16 protein-coding genes and 4 tRNA genes are annotated in these 17,342 nt (G+C 59.4%); 5 read left to right on the top strand and 15 right to left on the bottom strand.

Annotation, left to right across the window (positions count from 1 at the left end):
- The coding region (locus tag Q1V60_RS23515) for an EAL domain-containing protein (RefSeq protein WP_300635299.1) at positions 1–440 on the top strand (440 nt) is incomplete at its 5' end.
- A gap of 65 nt (positions 441–505) precedes the next feature.
- Here Q1V60_RS23515 and Q1V60_RS23510 read toward each other — a convergent pair.
- The 11 genes from Q1V60_RS23510 to uvrB all read right to left on the bottom strand — a co-directional run bounded on the left by Q1V60_RS23510 (position 506) and on the right by uvrB (position 9,752).
- Complete coding sequence (locus tag Q1V60_RS23510; protein WP_363321070.1) at positions 506–1,402, bottom strand: hypothetical protein; 897 nt, start codon at positions 1,400–1,402, stop codon at positions 506–508.
- Positions 1,403–1,548: 146 nt separating this feature from the next.
- Positions 1,549–2,562, bottom strand: a complete 1,014-nt coding sequence (locus Q1V60_RS23505; protein ID WP_300635295.1) for a hypothetical protein — start codon at positions 2,560–2,562, stop codon at positions 1,549–1,551.
- 555 nt (positions 2,563–3,117) lie between these two features.
- Complete coding sequence (locus Q1V60_RS23500; RefSeq protein ID WP_300635293.1) at positions 3,118–4,086, bottom strand: tRNA-dihydrouridine synthase family protein; 969 nt, start codon at positions 4,084–4,086, stop codon at positions 3,118–3,120.
- 55 nt (positions 4,087–4,141) lie between these two features.
- Complete coding sequence (locus Q1V60_RS23495; protein WP_300635291.1) at positions 4,142–4,576, bottom strand: thioesterase family protein; 435 nt, start codon at positions 4,574–4,576, stop codon at positions 4,142–4,144.
- A 123-nt stretch (positions 4,577–4,699) separates the two neighbouring features.
- Positions 4,700–5,239, bottom strand: a complete 540-nt coding sequence (locus Q1V60_RS23490; protein WP_300635289.1) for a TetR/AcrR family transcriptional regulator — start codon at positions 5,237–5,239, stop codon at positions 4,700–4,702.
- A gap of 181 nt (positions 5,240–5,420) precedes the next feature.
- Positions 5,421–5,496 (bottom strand) — tRNA-Glu (locus tag Q1V60_RS23485).
- A 78-nt stretch (positions 5,497–5,574) separates the two neighbouring features.
- Positions 5,575–5,650: transfer RNA gene (locus Q1V60_RS23480), tRNA-Ala, on the bottom strand.
- 49 nt (positions 5,651–5,699) lie between these two features.
- Positions 5,700–5,775: transfer RNA gene (locus tag Q1V60_RS23475), tRNA-Glu, on the bottom strand.
- Between the two features lie 78 nt (positions 5,776–5,853).
- Positions 5,854–5,929 (bottom strand) — tRNA-Ala (locus Q1V60_RS23470).
- A 147-nt stretch (positions 5,930–6,076) separates the two neighbouring features.
- Complete coding sequence (gltX, locus tag Q1V60_RS23465) at positions 6,077–7,558, bottom strand: glutamate--tRNA ligase (protein WP_300635288.1); 1,482 nt, start codon at positions 7,556–7,558, stop codon at positions 6,077–6,079.
- 178 nt (positions 7,559–7,736) lie between these two features.
- On the bottom strand, positions 7,737–9,752 hold the full coding sequence (uvrB, locus tag Q1V60_RS23460; protein WP_300635286.1) for an excinuclease ABC subunit UvrB: 2,016 nt from the start codon (positions 9,750–9,752) through the stop codon (positions 7,737–7,739).
- A gap of 342 nt (positions 9,753–10,094) precedes the next feature.
- Here uvrB and Q1V60_RS23455 point away from each other — a divergent pair, with 342 nt between their 5' ends.
- Positions 10,095–11,291: an amino acid aminotransferase gene (locus Q1V60_RS23455; protein ID WP_300635284.1), complete on the top strand. Its 1,197-nt coding sequence runs from the start codon at positions 10,095–10,097 to the stop codon at positions 11,289–11,291.
- Between the two features lie 101 nt (positions 11,292–11,392).
- A complete protein-coding gene (locus Q1V60_RS23450; protein ID WP_300635282.1) occupies positions 11,393–11,602 on the top strand; it encodes a hypothetical protein in 210 nt (69 codons plus the stop codon).
- 221 nt (positions 11,603–11,823) lie between these two features.
- On the opposite strand, the gene Q1V60_RS23445 is transcribed toward Q1V60_RS23450, so the two are convergent.
- On the bottom strand, positions 11,824–12,696 hold the full coding sequence (locus tag Q1V60_RS23445) for a LysR family transcriptional regulator (RefSeq protein ID WP_300635280.1): 873 nt from the start codon (positions 12,694–12,696) through the stop codon (positions 11,824–11,826).
- A 105-nt stretch (positions 12,697–12,801) separates the two neighbouring features.
- On the opposite strand from Q1V60_RS23445, the gene Q1V60_RS23440 reads away from it, so the two are divergent.
- Positions 12,802–14,193, top strand: coding sequence for an aldehyde dehydrogenase family protein (locus Q1V60_RS23440; protein ID WP_300635278.1), 1,392 nt, complete (start codon positions 12,802–12,804; stop codon positions 14,191–14,193).
- 11 nt (positions 14,194–14,204) lie between these two features.
- On the opposite strand, the gene Q1V60_RS23435 is transcribed toward Q1V60_RS23440, so the two are convergent.
- On the bottom strand, positions 14,205–14,606 hold the full coding sequence (locus Q1V60_RS23435; RefSeq protein ID WP_300635276.1) for a helix-turn-helix domain-containing protein: 402 nt from the start codon (positions 14,604–14,606) through the stop codon (positions 14,205–14,207).
- Positions 14,607–14,705: 99 nt separating this feature from the next.
- On the opposite strand from Q1V60_RS23435, the gene Q1V60_RS23430 reads away from it, so the two are divergent.
- The gene (locus tag Q1V60_RS23430; RefSeq protein ID WP_300635274.1) at positions 14,706–15,827 is read left to right on the top strand and encodes an NADH:flavin oxidoreductase; all 1,122 of its coding nucleotides are present in this window, start codon (positions 14,706–14,708) and stop codon (positions 15,825–15,827) included.
- A 14-nt stretch (positions 15,828–15,841) separates the two neighbouring features.
- Here Q1V60_RS23430 and Q1V60_RS23425 read toward each other — a convergent pair whose 3' ends face one another.
- Positions 15,842–16,147, bottom strand: coding sequence for a protealysin inhibitor emfourin (locus Q1V60_RS23425; RefSeq protein ID WP_300635272.1), 306 nt, complete (start codon positions 16,145–16,147; stop codon positions 15,842–15,844).
- A 26-nt stretch (positions 16,148–16,173) separates the two neighbouring features.
- Entirely contained in the window at positions 16,174–17,235 is a 1,062-nt protein-coding gene (locus Q1V60_RS23420) for a M4 family metallopeptidase (RefSeq protein WP_300635270.1), read from the bottom strand.
- Positions 17,236–17,342 lie beyond the last annotated feature (107 nt).

Below are 17,342 nucleotides of genomic sequence, written 5' to 3'. Positions count from 1 at the left end.
TGGAACGGGTACAACACAGCCTTACGCTGCGCCAACTGCCCTACAGTTTGCTGAAACTGGAAATTACGGAAGGCATCGTGATCCAGAACCTGGATGACACGGTGATGAAGATGCGTCGCCTGAAAAAACTCGGGGTGAGCTTTGCGATGGATGACTTTGGCACCGGTTACTCATCCCTGACCTACCTCAAGCGCTTGCCGGTTGACGCGCTGAAAATCGACCAGTCGTTTGTGCGCGACGCGACTCACGATCCCAACGACGCTGAGATCATCCGCGCTATTGTCGCCATGGCCCGCAGTTTGAATCTGGAAGTGATTGCCGAAGGCGTGGAGACCATGGAACAGCTGGCGTTTCTGCAGAAGCTCGGCTGCCATTTGTATCAGGGGTATTTGCATAGTCGGCCATTGCCGATAGAGGGGTTCAGGCAGTTACTGGAATAGGTGTTTTTGCAGCGCAGAACTGAAAAAAATGCAGCCTGGGTTATCCCTGCCCAGGTGCATCACGGTCAAATCAATGCCACGGCTTGACCATGCGTGGGAGTTCGCCCCTGTCTTCCCCATAACTCTTCGCGGCCATTGATGACGGCCACCGAATGCCCGGTGCGGTTGCACATGCCTATCTGACCTCGGGCAAGCTCACCCACCGGCACTCTCTTCATGTGGTTTTTCAACCCGAGGCGCAGAAAGCCTTCTCCCGGGCCGCGTTCATCCTCCCCGTTGTTCAGGCTACGAATCGCCTCCCGATAATTCCGGCCGGCCGTACCATCGTTGTTTTCCATTTGTGCACGTTTGGCGCTGACGGAAAACAGGAACTGCGCATCCTTGAGCATGCCTTTGTCGGGCCCGTAGAATTTGGCGCCCTGGATACCCTCGGCCAATTCTCGGTCGGTCAACGTAAGCCGAAAGCCATCACGCATGACCACGTGATAACCGTCGTTGATCCTGGCCACCTCCTTGAAAATATCCGTGGGGCTTTGTCCGAATCGATACATCGCAGCCTTGATGGCCGACACCGTCACGCAGTTGCCATCCGGGCCCTGACGAAAGCCACTCCAGATATTCTCGGGCTTCGCACCGCTGCGCTTGTCCGACAAACCCGGAATGTTCGCTGCGGCATGAGGTTTGGGTAACTCCAGTTGGGGTGTTACCTGCGGAACATCAGGCGACGGTAACGGAACAGCGTCAGGAATATTCCTTTCTTTTTTATCATCTACCAGAGAGAACAACTGTGTAACAAACGAAGTGAACAACGCCACGACTGCATTGATCGCGTGCGTGTCATTCCCGACACTCACCGAACTTCTCGAGATATTACGATACGCCATATCAGGAATTGCCCTGCCCGACTCGCGACTGACACGGGACTCAATAGCATGTTCGTTACTTGCACTAAGTGCATCGATCGACATTAACCGCCTTACATCAATTAACCGAGCGATATTATTAATTGGATAGAATGACATAGCGTTCTCCACAGACAGGCACTCCCTCGAAATACCCTTTCGAAAAAATGCCTGCACTTATAAAAAAATGAAACGCGACGGTTGTTTTAAAACCTGGAACTTAGCCGATGATTAAAGCGCCCATGCCTGCCGGCAGGTCGGTCTTCGACGGGGCCTGGACTGGTCAGATCTTGAGTGGGAGCGTCGGGAAATGGCGTTGGCTGGTTATCTGGCAAGACCGCAGGCTGAGACCTGGTATCCACTGGCATGTTCGGCCTTGGAAAATTGCCAGGTAGCAGGGGTGCTTGGGGCCTTGCATCCGGCAGTACGGCTGGCTGGGGCCGGATATCCGTAGAAACCCATGGTTTCGGCAGTCGGTCCGGCAACACTGTTCCGTCTGGGCAGTGGCAATGACTGAGGACCACGTTCACGTTGACGTTTGTCTTGGGGTCATTGTTTACGCTTGTCTCGGGCCTGGGCACCGTTGGCGAGAATGGCATGGGGCGCAGTTTCTTCCCGTCAGGCACATTGACCGGAACGTCACCGGGTTGCGGCAGCACCGTCAGCTTGGGCGCATCCGGCTTGACCAGCGCCTTGGGGGCATCCGGCACCGCCGGCAGCTTGCCCGCATCCGGTTTGACCAGCTCTTTGAGGGCGTCCGGCACCGCTGGCAGCTTGCCCGCATCCGGTTTGACCAGCTCTTTGAGGGCATTCGGCACCGCCGGCAGCTTGCCCGCATCCGGTTTGACCAGCTCTTTGAGGGCATTCGGCACCGCTGGCAGCTTGCCCGCATCCGGTTTGATCAGCTCCTTGCCGGCATCCAGTGCAATCGGTAATTTGCCTGAGTCGGGCTTCATCGCCGTTCTGCCCGCAAATATATCGCGCATGGCCCTGAAGATACCTTCAAGCATATCGAACAACTGCTTCAAAGCAGTTTCCGGGGTAATCAGCGTATTGCCCAAACCTAAGGTGTCGTCGGAACGCAATGACGACTGAAGAAGCGTTGCACCCTGAGGTTGAGCGTTAGGTTTTACAATAACGTTATTAGTTGAAATTTTTTGCTGATCAAAGGCAGACGCATCGACTTTTACCGCTGGCGGAGTGTTAATCGACATAGACATTCGCGAGTTCCTTTATTGCTTACGACCTGACCCGGCAAGGGTCAGAGGGAGTGATAGTTGTATGACTGAATAGCAACAGTGCTGCTTCACAGTCCTTCCATTCGTGGGAAGTTAAGCTATCGAGTTCCGCAAATCGCAGCTCATATAAGGAAACCAAAGCGCGTTGTCAGACTTTGCCTTATGGACAATTTCCGCCAAGCCTTGATTCATGGCTTTTTTGACACTCAAGTGTGGTCACACGCGCTAATAATCAGCAGTAATGTCATTCATCGATAACATTGCGCGCATCTTTCTTCAGTGGTTTGTGTTAACTCGCCGGCGAAAAAAAGGCGCCTGCAGTGGCACATGCCGATCAGTTAAGCGAACGCAATGCTCAAAACAGCCAAGATCAACTGTGGGAGCGGGCTTGCTCGCGAAGACGTCGGACCAGCAAACATTGATGGTCACTGACCCACCGCTTTCGCGAGCAAGCCCGCTCCCACAGGGAATCTACGCTTAACTGGCTGGCATTAGTCTGCAGGCGCCTTTATGGCGGCTCGGTATGCGAAGTCGTCGCTAACCGGCTTGGGCAACCGTTGGATGAGGCATCCCCAGCAGGCGACTGACCTGCTCCAGGTTGGTCTCCCGGCGCATCGCCGTAAACAGCTGCACCGCTTCGGGGTAATTGCGCGTCAGCATCGCCAGCCACTGCTTCAAGCGGCCGGGCGCTTGGCGCTCGGTCAATTGCGCCATCGATTTGGCCCAGAACGACTGGAGCATCGGCTGCATTTGGGCCCATGTCATCTCCACCACCTCGTGCCCCGCACGCGCCGCCGCGATCTGCCGCGCCAGGTCAGGACGCGCCACCAGGCCACGGCCAAGCATGATGTCTTCGGCGCCACTGACTTCGCGGCAACGCTTCCAATCTTCGACGCTCCAGATGTCACCATTGGCAAATACCGGCACCTTGACCACATCCTGCACCCGCGGGATCCACTCCCAATGGGCCGGCGGCTTGTAGCCATCGGTTTTGGTACGTGCATGCACCACGATATGCGCGGCCCCGCCTTCGGCCAGCGCCGTGGCGCAAACCAGCGCGCCATCCGGGCTGTCGAAGCCCAGGCGCATTTTGGCGGTGACCGGGATGTGGGCCGGGACCGCACGGCGCACATGCTCGACGATCTGGTTGAGCAGCTCGGGCTCCTTGAGCAGCACTGCACCGCCGCGAGACTTATTGACCGTCTTGGCCGGGCAGCCAAAGTTGAGATCAATCACCTGCGACCCCAATTCGCAGGCCAACGCGGCGTTTTCCGCCAGGCATACCGGGTCAGACCCCAGCAATTGCACGCGCAGCGGCACGCCCGCAGCGGTGTGGGCACCGTGCAGCAGTTCCGGGGCGAGCTTGTGGAAATAGGCAGGGGTGAGCAAGCGGTCGTTGACGCGGATGAACTCGGTCACGCACCAGTCAATACCGCCCACGCGGGTCAATACGTCCCGCAGGATGTTGTCGACCAACCCCTCCATGGGCGCCAAAGCAATTTGCATGGAAAACACTCAACAAAAATCGTGGCGCAGTTTACTGGGTTTCCTACAACAACCGTTAACCCCCTGTCAGCGCAGGCCCATACCCTTCGATAAACTCGGCGGGCATGCGCTTGGGCCTGCCGCTGGACAGTTCGATACAAACAAAGGTGGTGTGCGCGCGCAGCAAGGTGGCACCGTCACGCGGGCGTACCAGCTGGAAACGGCGCGTCATCTTCAGGCGCTGGTCCCAATCGACAATCCACGTGGCCAGTTGCAGCTCATCGCCTTCGTAGCCGGCCGCCAGGTAGTCGATCTCATGACGCACCACGGCCATGGCGCGATCCAGGCGCCGGTACTCGGTGAGATCCAACCCCAGACGCTGCGAGTGGCGCCAGGCGCAACGCTCCAGCCAGGACACATAAACCGCATTATTGGCGTGCCCCAGGCCGTCGATGTCCTCAGGGGCGACCTGCAGATCGATGATAAACGGCGTTGCCAAATCCCAGCCCATGCCCTGCTCCAGTCGATTGTTGGCGGGCGCAGTGTATCAGGCGGTTCGGCGCTCCTGTAAATGGCGGCTCGCGCGGTGTGAAGTCAAGACCCTACGTTAAGCTGCCCAGGCTGTGAACCTCGTTCAGCGTACCGCCGACTTTGCGGCGCGCAACACACGATCAGACAGCTCGCCGGGGCCGAGGGCCCGCGCCAGGGCCAGGCCGCCGACCATCAACGCCATGTCGGCCAAAGCCTTGTCGGAATCTTCCGGGCTGGCCGCCATTTGCGCCGCCATCAGTTCACAGTGTTCGCGCAACGCCTCTCGGAATTCCTCCGGCAAGCGGCCCATCTCGCCGACGGTTGAAGGCAGCGGGCACGCCTGTGTGGTGGAGTCGCGGTGTTTGCGCGACAGGTAAAACGCCGCCACCAGGCTTCGGCGCTCTTCGCCGGTCAGTTCCGGGTCTATTTCCTGGATCGCCGCGCGGCGCTTGGCCAGCAACTGAGTGAAAGCCTCCAGCATCAGCGCATCCTTGCTTTCAAAGTGCGCGTAAAAACCACCGACCGTCAGCCCCGCCGCCCCCATGACTTCGCCGACGCTCGGCTCAGCCGGGCCGCGCTGGATCAATGCGGCGCTGGCAGCCTGCAATATGCGTTCGCGAGTGTGCGCTTTCTTATCGCTCATCAAAGCCTCCGTCTCTCATGGGTGAATATTATTACTATAATAATATTGCGCAAGCGACAGGCATGACCACTGGTCAGAACAGAAAAAAGGAAGTAAGGAAAGAATTGGCCAAACGCCAGACAAACAAAAGGGCCATTCAATAATCGAATGACCCTCTAAAATCCCGCAAAGCGGGTAAACGTGGCGTCCCCTAGGGGACTCGAACCCCTGTTACCGCCGTGAAAGGGCGGTGTCCTAGGCCACTAGACGAAGGGGACACAAACCTTCTGTACAGTGATCAGCGCTGAGACTGATCGATTCAAGGACGGTGTGGCCGGAACCTTGGACCTGTAAATTGGTGGAGCTAAACGGGATCGAACCGTTGACCTCTTGCATGCCATGCAAGCGCTCTCCCAGCTGAGCTATAGCCCCGATTTTTCGCCTGGCGGCGCAGCAGACCTTTCGAGCTGCTTGTTGAAACTGGCGTCCCCTAGGGGACTCGAACCCCTGTTACCGCCGTGAAAGGGCGGTGTCCTAGGCCACTAGACGAAGGGGACAAAACCTTCTGTACAACTGATCAGCGCTGAGTGCTGATCGATTCAAGGACGGTGTGGCCAGACCTTGAACCTGTAAATTGGTGGAGCTAAACGGGATCGAACCGTTGACCTCTTGCATGCCATGCAAGCGCTCTCCCAGCTGAGCTATAGCCCCTCATCGGTGAGGACGGGGCGAATCTTAATGGCGGTTTCGAAACGTGTCAAATTTATTTTCAACAATTTTCAAAGTTTTTTGCCGGGATAACAATCACTTACCTGCAAAACCCCGGAAAACCGGGGTTTCGTCCTTACAACCGTCCGCTTAAGCGATAGCGCCCAGCAGCTTTTCCCACTCTTTGTTTTCTTTCTTCGAAACACCACCAAGCAAATCAAGGGCTTGGCGCAGGCGGAAACGCGTGAGGTCCGGGCCGAGGATTTCCATCGCGTCGAGTACCGACACCGAACTGGCCTGCCCGGTAATCGCTGCAAACATTAATGGCATGGCGTCGCGCAATTTCAGCTCGAGAGACTCAACCACCGCCTGGATCGTCGCGGTGATCGCATCCTTCTCCCATTGGCGCAGGCTTTCGAGCTTCCACAGGATCAACTGCATCAACTGACGAACCTGGTCACCCGAAAGCTTTTTCGACTCAAACAGCTTGGCATCCGGGTTCACGCCACCGGCGAAGAAGAAGCTGGCCAACGGTGCAACCTGGCTGAACGTCTCCACCCTGCCCTGCACCAGCGGTGCGATCTTCATCATGTACTCAGGGTTGAGCGCCCATTGCTGCACGCGGCTGGCGAACTCTTCTACCGGCAGGTCACGCAACCATTGGCCGTTGAGCCATGAAAGTTTCTCGATATCGAAAATCGGCCCACCCAGGGACACACGGGACAGGTCGAAGTTATCGACCATTTCCTGCAGCGAGAACTTCTCGCGCTCGTCCGGCATCGACCAGCCCATGCGGCCCAGGTAATTGAGCATCGCCTCGGGCATAAAGCCCATGCGCTCGTAGAAGGTCACCGAGGTCGGGTTCTTGCGCTTGGACAGTTTGCTTTTGTCCGGGTTACGCAGCAGCGGCATGTAGCACAGCTGCGGTTGTTCCCAGCCAAAGTACTCGTAGAGCAGGATCAGCTTGGGCGCCGACGGCAGCCATTCTTCGCCGCGCAGCACGTGCGTGATGCCCATCAGATGGTCGTCGACCACGTTGGCCAGGAAGTACGTCGGCAGGCCGTCGGTCTTCATCAGTACCTGCATGTCCATGCGGTCCCATGGGATCTCGACGTCACCGCGCAGCATGTCCGGCACCACGCACACGCCTTCGCTCGGCACTTTCATGCGGATTACATGGGGCTCGCCGGCGGCCAGGCGCGCGGCCACTTCTTCGGGAGGCAACAGCAGCGCGCGGCCATCGTAGCGCGGTGTCTCGCCACGGGCCTGTTGCTCGGCGCGCATCTGGTCCAGCTCTTCGGCGGTGCAGAAGCAGGGGAACGCATGGCCCATGTCCACCAGTTGCTGGGTGTACTGCTTATAGATGTCGCTGCGCTCGCTCTGGCGATAGGGGCCGTGGGGGCCGCCGACGTCCGGGCCTTCCGCCCAGGTGATGCCCAGCCAGCGCAGGGCATCGAAAATTTGCTGTTCCGACTCACGGGTGGAGCGCAGTTGATCGGTGTCTTCGATCCGCAGGATGAATTCACCGCCGTGCTGCTTGGCAAAGCAGTAGTTGAACAAAGCGATGTAAGCAGTGCCGACGTGGGGATCCCCAGTAGGCGATGGCGCAATGCGCGTGCGGACGGTGGTCATGGCAGGTCTCGAATGGGCGATATAACTGAAAATTGAAACAAGGGGCGAATGGTAACAGCCCAGCGGTCCATATTGTAGGAGCGAGCTTGCTCGCGAAGAACGCAATAACACCGCGGTTACTCAGAATACCCGCTTAATCGTTGGCGTTTTTCGCGAGCAAGCTCGCTACTACAGAGGCTTACACAGCCAGCAACCGCTCGCGCAACTTGCCAATCTCATCGCGCGTCTGCGCCGCTGCCTCGAACTCAAGATCGCGCGCCAATTGGTACATTTTCTCTTCCAACTGCCGAATCCGCTTGGTGATCTCACTCGGCGAGCGCAGTTCGTTCTCGTACTTGGCACTCTCCTCAGCGGCCTTGGCCATGCCCTTGCGCTTCTTGCTGCGCGAGCCGGGCACGGTGGCGCCTTCCATGATGTCGGCCACATCCTTGAACACGCCCTTGGGGGTGATGCCATGTTCGAGGTTATAGGCAATCTGCTTGTCGCGACGGCGCTCGGTCTCGCCGATCGCCCGCTCCATGGACCCGGTGATGCGGTCCGCATACAGGATCGCCCGGCCGTTGAGGTTACGCGCCGCACGGCCGATGGTCTGGATCAGCGAACGCTCGGAGCGCAGGAAGCCCTCCTTGTCCGCGTCCAGGATCGCCACCAACGACACCTCCGGCATATCCAGGCCTTCGCGCAGCAGGTTGATGCCCACCAGCACATCAAAAGTGCCCAGGCGCAGGTCACGAATGATTTCCACGCGCTCCACGGTGTCGATGTCCGAGTGCAGGTAGCGCACGCGCACACCGTGGTCGGCCAGGTAATCGGTCAAGTCTTCGGACATGCGTTTGGTCAACGTGGTGACCAGCACCCGCTCTTCCAGGGCCACGCGCTTGTTGATTTCCGAAAGCAGGTCGTCGACCTGAGTCAGCGCCGGGCGAATTTCGATTTGCGGGTCCACCAGCCCAGTCGGTCGCACGACCTGTTCAATCACCCGGCCGGCATGTTCGGCCTCGTAGTTGCCAGGCGTTGCGGACACAAAAATAGTCTGCGGGCTGATGGCTTCCCATTCGTCGAAACGCATCGGCCGGTTGTCCAGCGCAGAGGGCAGACGGAAGCCGTATTCCACGAGGGTTTCCTTGCGCGAACGGTCACCCTTATACATCGCGCCCACTTGTGGCACGCTGACGTGGGACTCGTCGATCACCAACAAGGCGTCCGGCGGCAGGTAGTCATACAGTGTCGGCGGCGGCGCGCCGGAATCACGGCCCGACAAGTAACGCGAGTAGTTTTCGATGCCGTTGCAGTAACCCAGCTCCAGAATCATCTCCAGGTCGAACCGGGTGCGCTGCTCCAGGCGCTGAGCCTCCACCAGCTTGTTGTTGGCGCGCAGATACTCCAGGCGCTCGGCCAACTCGACCTTGATACCCTCGATCGCGCCCATCAGGGTTTCACGCGGAGTCACATAGTGGCTTTTGGGGTAAAAGGTGAAGCGCGGCAGTTTGCGGATCACCTCACCGGTCAGCGGGTCGAAGGCCGACAAGCTTTCGACTTCATCGTCGAACAGCTCGATGCGGATCGCTTCCAGGTCGGATTCCGCCGGGTAAATATCGATCACATCGCCGCGCACGCGGAACGTGGCACGGGCAAAGTCCATGTCATTGCGGGTGTATTGCAAGCTCGTCAGGCGCCGCAGCAGTTCGCGCTGGTCGAGCTTGTCGCCGCGGTCAACGTGCAGCACCATTTTCAAATAGGTTTCCGGGCTGCCCAGGCCGTAGATGCACGACACCGTGGTGACGATGATCGCGTCCTTGCGTTCCAGCAGAGCCTTGGTCGCCGACAGCCGCATCTGCTCGATATGGTCGTTGATCGACGCATCCTTCTCGATAAAGGTATCGGAGGACGGCACATACGCTTCGGGCTGGTAGTAGTCGTAGTAGGAAACGAAATACTCCACCGCGTTGTTCGGGAAGAACGCCTTGAACTCACCATACAACTGCGCGGCCAGGGTTTTGTTGGGCGCCAGCACCAGGGTCGGGCGATTGATCTGCGCGATCACGTTGGCGATGCTGAACGTCTTGCCTGAACCGGTCACCCCAAGCAGCGTCTGATGCGCCAGGCCGGCCTCGATGCCTTCGACCATCTGGCGAATGGCTTCCGGTTGATCGCCGGCAGGTTCAAAACGGGTGACGAGCTGGAAATCCGACATAACGTACCTCGTGTGGTCACCCCAGACTCAACACCGCCAGGGACGAAATAGCTCAGCAACCCGCGAATAGTCATCGCAGGTTGCAGGAAAAAACCATGATAGCTGTAGTAGTGGTGACGAATGTGACGGGTTTCAAGGCAATCGTCCTACTTGCCGTTCAGGATCAATATGCAATAAGACTAACGGTCGGCAAATAAACCGAAAAACTTGGCCGAAAAGCCATTTCGGCTGTCGCCCTCAGCAGTGATGGCCTCTATACTAGCTCCCCGTTTGTGCACCGCTCTAGTGCAACCGGCTGGAGCGCGACACGTCCCTCCCTTCCCCCATAGAGCTGCCGCAAAAATGAGCCTGTTCTCCGCTGTCGAAATGGCACCACGCGATCCAATCCTGGGCCTCAACGAAGCATTCAACGCTGATACACGAACCACCAAGGTCAACCTTGGCGTGGGCGTTTACTGCGACGAAGAGGGGAAGATTCCACTCTTGCGTGCCGTTGCCGAAGCGGAAGCCATTCGCGTGGCGCAACATGCTGCCCGTGGCTACTTGCCGATTGACGGTATCGCGGCCTACGACAAAGCCGTGCAGGCCCTGCTCTTCGGTGCGCAGTCGCCGCTGCTCGAAGCCAACCGCGTAGTAACCGTACAGGCCGTGGGCGGCACCGGCGCGCTGAAGATCGGTGCCGACTTCCTCAAGCAGTTGTTGCCCAACACCGTTGTCGCCATCAGCGATCCGAGCTGGGAAAACCATCGCGCCCTGTTCGAGACTGCCGGTTTCCCGGTGCAGAACTATCGCTACTACGACGCCGCCACCCATGATGTAAACCGTGCCGGCCTGCTCGAAGACCTCAACGCCCTGCCGCCACAGTCCATCGTGGTGCTGCACGCCTGCTGCCACAACCCGACCGGTGTCGACCTGAGCCCGGCTGACTGGCAGAACGTACTGGACGTGGTCAAGGCCAGGAACCTGGTGCCATTCCTCGATATGGCCTACCAGGGCTTCGGCGACGGCATCCACGAAGACGCCGCTGCGGTGCGCCTGTTCGCCGAATCGGGCCTGACCTTCTTTGTGTCCAGCTCGTTCTCCAAGTCGTTCTCCCTGTATGGCGAACGCGTGGGCGCATTGTCCATCGTCAGCGAATCCAAAGAAGAAAGCGCGCGCATCCTGTCCCAGGTCAAGCGCGTGATCCGCACGAACTATTCCAACCCGCCGACCCACGGCGCGGCGATCGTGGCAGCGGTACTGAACAACCCTGAACTGCGCGCCCAGTGGGAAGCGGAACTGGCCGAAATGCGCCTGCGCATTCGCGGCATGCGCGAGCAAATGGTGGCCGAACTGGCCAAGGCTGCGCCCGGCCACGACTTCAGCTTCGTCGGGCGCCAGCGTGGGATGTTCTCCTACTCCGGGTTGACGGTTGAACAGGTAACCCGCCTGCGCAACGAGTTTGGCATCTATGCCCTGGATACCGGGCGTATCTGTGTGGCGGCGTTGAACCAGTCGAATATTGACGCGGTGACCAAAGCGATCGTTCAGGTGCTGTAAACCTGCCGGCGTCATGCGAGGGGGAAGCCAATGGCTTCCCCCTTTTTGTTGGCGAACCCACTAGACTGGACACCGACTGCCCCTTCGCTGTGAGAGCCCCTATGAGAAACGACGACCTGGACCTGCGCGCCGACCGCGACGAACTGCACGACTACACCCCACGTGCGCCGCAACCCAAGCGCCAGAAAAGCCTGGTGTTGCAGGTGGCGCTGGGGGTGTTTATCGGTGGCCTGGCCTTATGGCTGGTGCAACTGGGCGCGACCGCGATCATGGCCAAGCTGGCCATGGGCACGTTTCAGTTCGGCGGCTGATGAAGAACAAATGTGGAAGGCAGCAAGTCCCAGTGCCCGTCAGTTAAGCGCCAGAGCGGACAACCGGTGACCTCTGGCGAGGGAGCTTGCTCCTGCTGGGCCGCGAAGCTGCCCCAGAAAATGGGACTGCTGCGCAGTCCAGCGGGAGCAAGCTCCCTCGCCACAGTACAGCGCTCCTGCTTAACTGACTGCATCGGGGCAAGCCCCCTCCCCCATTGAATTCAGGCTGCTACCAACCCGCGTTCCTCAAGCAATTTCACAAAGCTGCTCAAGCTCTGCGACACCGTGCCCCGCCGCCAGATCAGCCAGGTATTCAACACGCGGAAGTTGTCGGCCAACGGCCACACACTCACCGCGGCAAACCCCGGCATGTTTTCCAGCATGCTGCGCGGCATCAACGCCAGCCCTGCCCCGGCGCTGACGCACGCCAGCATGCCGTGGTAAGACTCAATCTCGAAGATCTTGCCCGGCACCGCGCCGTCCTGTGAGAACCAACGCTCGAAGTGATGCCGGTATGAGCAGTTCGAGCGAAAGGTATAGATATTCTCGCCATTCACATCCCGCCCCCGTGTGATGGGCGCATGGTGCAGCGGCGCGATCACCACCATTTCTTCCTCAAACACCGCCACGCCTTCCAGGGTGGAATGCAGCACCGGGCCATCGACAAAGGCCGCCGTCAGCCGCCCGGACAACACACCTTCGATCATCGTGCCCGACGGCCCTGTGCTCAGGTCCAGCTCGACCTTGGTGTGCTTCTGGTTATACGCCGCCAGCAACGCCGGGATACGCACCGCCGCCGTGCTTTCCAGCGAGCCAAGGGCAAATGCGCCCTGGGGCTCATCCCCGGCCACCGTTGCGCGGGCTTCCTGTACCAAATCGAGGATACGCCGCGCATAGCCAAGGAAATTCCACCCAGCCGGTGACAGACGCAAGCGGCTCTTTTCGCGAATGAACAACTCCACGCCCAAATCCTGCTCCAGTTGTTTGATCCGGGTCGTCAGGTTTGACGGCACCCGGTGAATCAACTGCGCGGCGGCGCTGATACTGCCTTGCTCGGCAACGGCCTTGAAGATTTCCAGCTGCACCAAATCCAATTCATTCTCCAATCGTGAATGTATTGCTGAATATTATTCAGTTTCCAGAAAAGATACAGCCCCGTACGCTGGGCTTCATTCCAATCACCCCAGCAGGACGGTGCCATGAACGCTATTTCCCACCAGACCCATGCGTTGTCGATCAACCCGGCCAGCGGTGAAACCGTCGGCAGTTACGCATATGAAAGCAACTCGCAGTTGGATGCCGCGCTCAACCGCTCCACTGATGCCTTCCGCCTATGGCGCCGCCAACCCGTCGCCCAGCGCGCCGAATTGCTGTTGGCCCTGGGCGGCGCCCTCCGTGACCAGGCCGAAGCCATGGCACAGATGATCACCCTGGAAATGGGCAAACCCATCGTTCAGGCCCGTGCCGAAATCGAGAAATGCGCCCAGCTCAGCGAATGGTACGCGGAGCACGGCCCCGCCATGCTCGCACCGGAGCCGACCCTGGTAGACAACGGCACCGCCCGGATCGCATACCGCCCGCTGGGCCCGATCCTTGCCGTGATGCCGTGGAACTTCCCGGTGTGGCAAGTACTGCGTGGCGCCGTGCCGACCATGCTCGCCGGCAACACCTACGTGCTTAAGCATGCGCCGAACGTGATGGGCAGCGCCTACCTGATCCAGCAGGCGTTTCAGAAGGCCGGCTTCGCTGAGGGCCTGTTCGAGGTCATCAACGTCACGACCGAGGGGGTGTCCAACGCCATCGCCGACCCACGCATTGCCGCCGTCACCCTCACCGGCAGCGTGCGCGCCGGTGTGGCCATCGGCTCCCAGGCCGGTGCGGCACTGAAGAAATGCGTGCTGGAATTGGGCGGCTCCGATCCGTTCATCTTGCTCAACGACGCCGACCTCGACGCTGCCGTGCAGGCCGCGCTGATCGGCCGCTTCCAGAACAGCGGCCAGGTTTGCGCCGCCGCCAAGCGCCTGATCATCGAACAGGGCGTGGTTGAAGCCTTTACCGCCAAGTTCCTCGAAGCCAGCCGCAACCTGGTGATGGGCGACCCGACCTTGCCTGCCACCTACATCGGCCCCATGGCGCGTTTCGATCTGCGCGATGAGTTGCACAGCCAGGTCCAGGCCACCCTCGAAGAAGGCGCGACCCTGTTGCTGGGCGGCAGCAAAGTGGCCGGCGCAGGCAACTATTACGAGCCCACCGTGCTGGCTGACGTCACCGACCAGATGACCTCGTTCAAGCAGGAACTGTTCGGCCCCGTCGCCTCCATCATCACCGCCCGCGACGCCGACCATGCAGTGGCACTGGCCAACGACAGCGAATTCGGCCTGACCGCGAGCATCTTCACGACCGACCCGGCAAAGGCGCGGGACATCGCCAACCAGCTGGAAACCGGTGGGATCTTCGTCAACGCATTCAGCGTCTCCGACCCTCGGGTGGCATTTGGTGGCGTGAAGAAAAGCGGGTTCGGACGCGAACTGTCGCACTTCGGCGTACGCGAGTTCTGCAACGCACAGACGGTGTGGCTGGATCGCAAGTAAAGCGGCAACGGCTAGGCGTCGTCGGCACGCGCATCAAACGCCGCCTGCGCCTGCAGTACCGCTTCCGAATGACTGAGCGTCCAGCTGTAGAGCGCTTTGAACGGCTCTTCCAGCGTACACCCCAGCGGCGTAATGCTGTATTCCACCGCCACCTGTGAAGACGCGATGACCCGGCGCGCCAGGATGCCATTGCGTTCAAGACGGCGCAGGCTCTGGGTCAACGCTTTTTGTGTGATGCCATCCAGGCGGCGCCGGATTTCATTGAAACGCAGCGGTTTCTCGCACAACGCCCCGAGTATCAGCACCGACCACTTGTCGGCGATCTGATCAAGCAATAATCGGCCGGTGCAATCGGCCTTGAACACCTTGGGCATCGTATCGTGTTGAGTCGGTGCCGGAACCTGATCGAGCATGGGGTTTCCTCTGGGATACCTGATAGCTTTGAAGTGCCTAATTGATATTAGGTATACAAAATATACTATAAAGACTCCCTTCAAATGGAGTCTCTCGTAATGAGCCTTACGCATCCAGATGCTCTGTTTCAGCCCTTCGCGCTGAAATCCCTGGCCCTGAAAAATCGCATCGTCATGGCACCCATGACCCGCTTGTTTTCGCCCACCGGTGTACCGAAAGAAAACGTCGCCGCCTACTATCGCCGACGTGCCGAACACGATGTCGGGCTGATTCTCTCCGAAGGCACCGCCATCGATCGCCCCGGCGCACGTAACGACCCCGCCGTCCCGCTGTTTTACGGCGACGAGGCCCTGGCGGGCTGGAAACAGGTCATCGACGATGTGCATGCGGCGGGCGGCAAAATGGGGCCGCAAATCTGGCATGTGGGGTCGGCGGGCAACCCTTTCAACGACTGGGCGCCCGAGACAGGGATCGAAGGCCCTTCCGGCCTCGCCGCGCCGAGTACTCCACGCGGTGATGCGATGAGTGATGAAGCCATCGCCGACACGATCGCGGCTTACGCCAAGGCGGCTGCCGACTCCAAACGGCTAGGGTTTGATACCGTTGAAATACACGGCGCACACGGCTATCTACTTGATCAGTTCTTCTGGGAAGCCACCAATCAGCGCCCAGACCAGTTCAATGGCGCATCGATCAAGGAGCGCTCACGGTTCGCGGCAGAGGTTGTCAAGGCTATACGCGCAGCGGTGGGGCCCGCGTTTCCGGTGATATTGCGGGTGAGTCAGTGGAAAATGCAGGATTACAGCGCGCGCCTGGTGACCACGCCGGACGCCATGTCCGACTGGTTGGTGCCGTTGGTAGAAGCCGGTGTCGACATCCTGCATTGCTCGCAACGGCGCTTCTGGGAGGCCGAATTCCCCGAGCTGGATGGCGAGCAAGGACTGAACTTCGCGGGCTGGGCCAAGAAACTCACCGGCGCGGCGACCATTAGCGTGGGCTCGGTCGGCCTGTCCGGGGAATTTCTTGGCGCATTCACAGGCGAAAGCTCTCAACCCGCCAGCCTGGATAACCTGGTGCACAGGCTTGAGCGCGAGGAATTCGACCTTATCGCCGTTGGCCGCGCATTGCTGAGCGACCCACAGTGGGCCAGCAAGATCCGTACGGGAGAGACTGCCAATCTGAAAACCTTCAGCCCCTCGGACCTTACTGAGCTTGTCTAGCCAATAGGCCCAAGTCAGCCCCGACTGTGCCGTCGCACGCACTGCACCAACCCGTCCAGTGCCGGGGAATTCACCGGCGCAAGCACACAGACCGTGTGCTTGTGCGTGCCCTCCGCGACTGTCAGGGTGTAATGCACCCGGCCCGGGTTGCCAGGCTCGGGATCGGTACTTTGCGGCAACTTGAAAAAATCGGACGCTTCAATCAGTTGCCGCAGCTCCTGCTGGTCGGGCTCGGGCAACGTATCCAGCTCCACGGTACGCGGCTTGGCCAGCCCTGGAAAATACGCCGCCCCGCCGCTTTCCTTGATTGAAATTCGCATGACTGTTCCTCGCCGCACAGGCTTTCTCAAACGTTTATGCCCACCGCTTTCCAGCCTGCCTTGACTGCCGTCTGCTCATCCTTGTTTACGCCATAAAGCTGGCCGGCAATATCGTGGGTGATGCGCGCAAAACGCAAAAATCCGGAATTGGGCCGCAGCCTCGAATCGCGCAATGTGTCATACCAGATACGCCCTGCACGCTCCCAGGCGAACCCGCCAATCCGGGTGGCAACCTGATAGAACGCGTGGTTGGGAATACCGGAGTTGATATGCACGCCGCCATTGTCCTCATAGGTTTGCACAAAATCATCCATGTGCCCTGGCTGCGGGTCTTTGCCCAGTAGTTCGTCATCGAACGCAGTCCCCGGCGCTTTCATCGAACGCAGGGCAGTGCCTTTGATTTTTTTGGTGAACAGCCCTTTGCCGATCAACCAATCGGCGTCCTCGGCCGTTTGTTTTAATGCGTACTGCTTGATCAGCGAACCGAACACATCCGACAGCGATTCGTTCAGCGCGCCGGATTGATTGAAGTACATCAGCTTGGCTTCATCCTCGGTCACCCCATGGGCCAATTCATGGCCAATCACGTCGAGTGCCACGGTGAAGCGGTTGAACAGCTGCTGGTCACCATCACCAAAAACCATCTGGGTCGAATTCCAGAACGCATTGTTGTAGTCCTGGCCGAAGTGCACCGTGGCGTCCAGCGCCATGCCGGCATCGTCGATGGAATTGCGGTCGAACACCTGGTCGAAAAAGTCGAAGGTCGCGCCCAGGCCGTCATAGGCCTCGTCCACAGCGGCATCTCCGCTGGCGGGTTGCCCTTCGCCGCGCACCAGCTTGCCAGGCAGGCTGTCGGTGTTGTCGGCGCTGTAGATCGAGCGCTGTTTTTCGGCGCCCGCCGCCAGCGCCATGCGCGCCGGGCCTTTGGCGGGTACGGCGACCATGCGCAACGAGCGGAACGTGCTGTCCTTGGCGCGCGTGCGCAGCGCGATCTCACGTTGGGCTTTGTCACCGTGACGCGCGATCTGGTCGAGCATGTAGGGTGGGATCAGGCAGAAAATAGGGTTGCGCGGCTGGCGAACACACATAAGCTGGCTCCTTTTGGCGTGTGGTGAAGGCCGGTTACCGACTCAGGATAGACCGGAGTCTGCCGTCTGGGCCAAATTGTCATGAAATCATGTTGCAGTCGTGTTTA

Origin of the sequence: Pseudomonas sp. (assembly GCF_030147005.1) — a bacterium.
Lineage (GTDB): Bacteria > Pseudomonadota > Gammaproteobacteria > Pseudomonadales > Pseudomonadaceae > Aquipseudomonas.
Note: the sequence above shows the minus strand (reverse complement) of the source record. Positions and strands in the feature narration are given on the sequence as shown.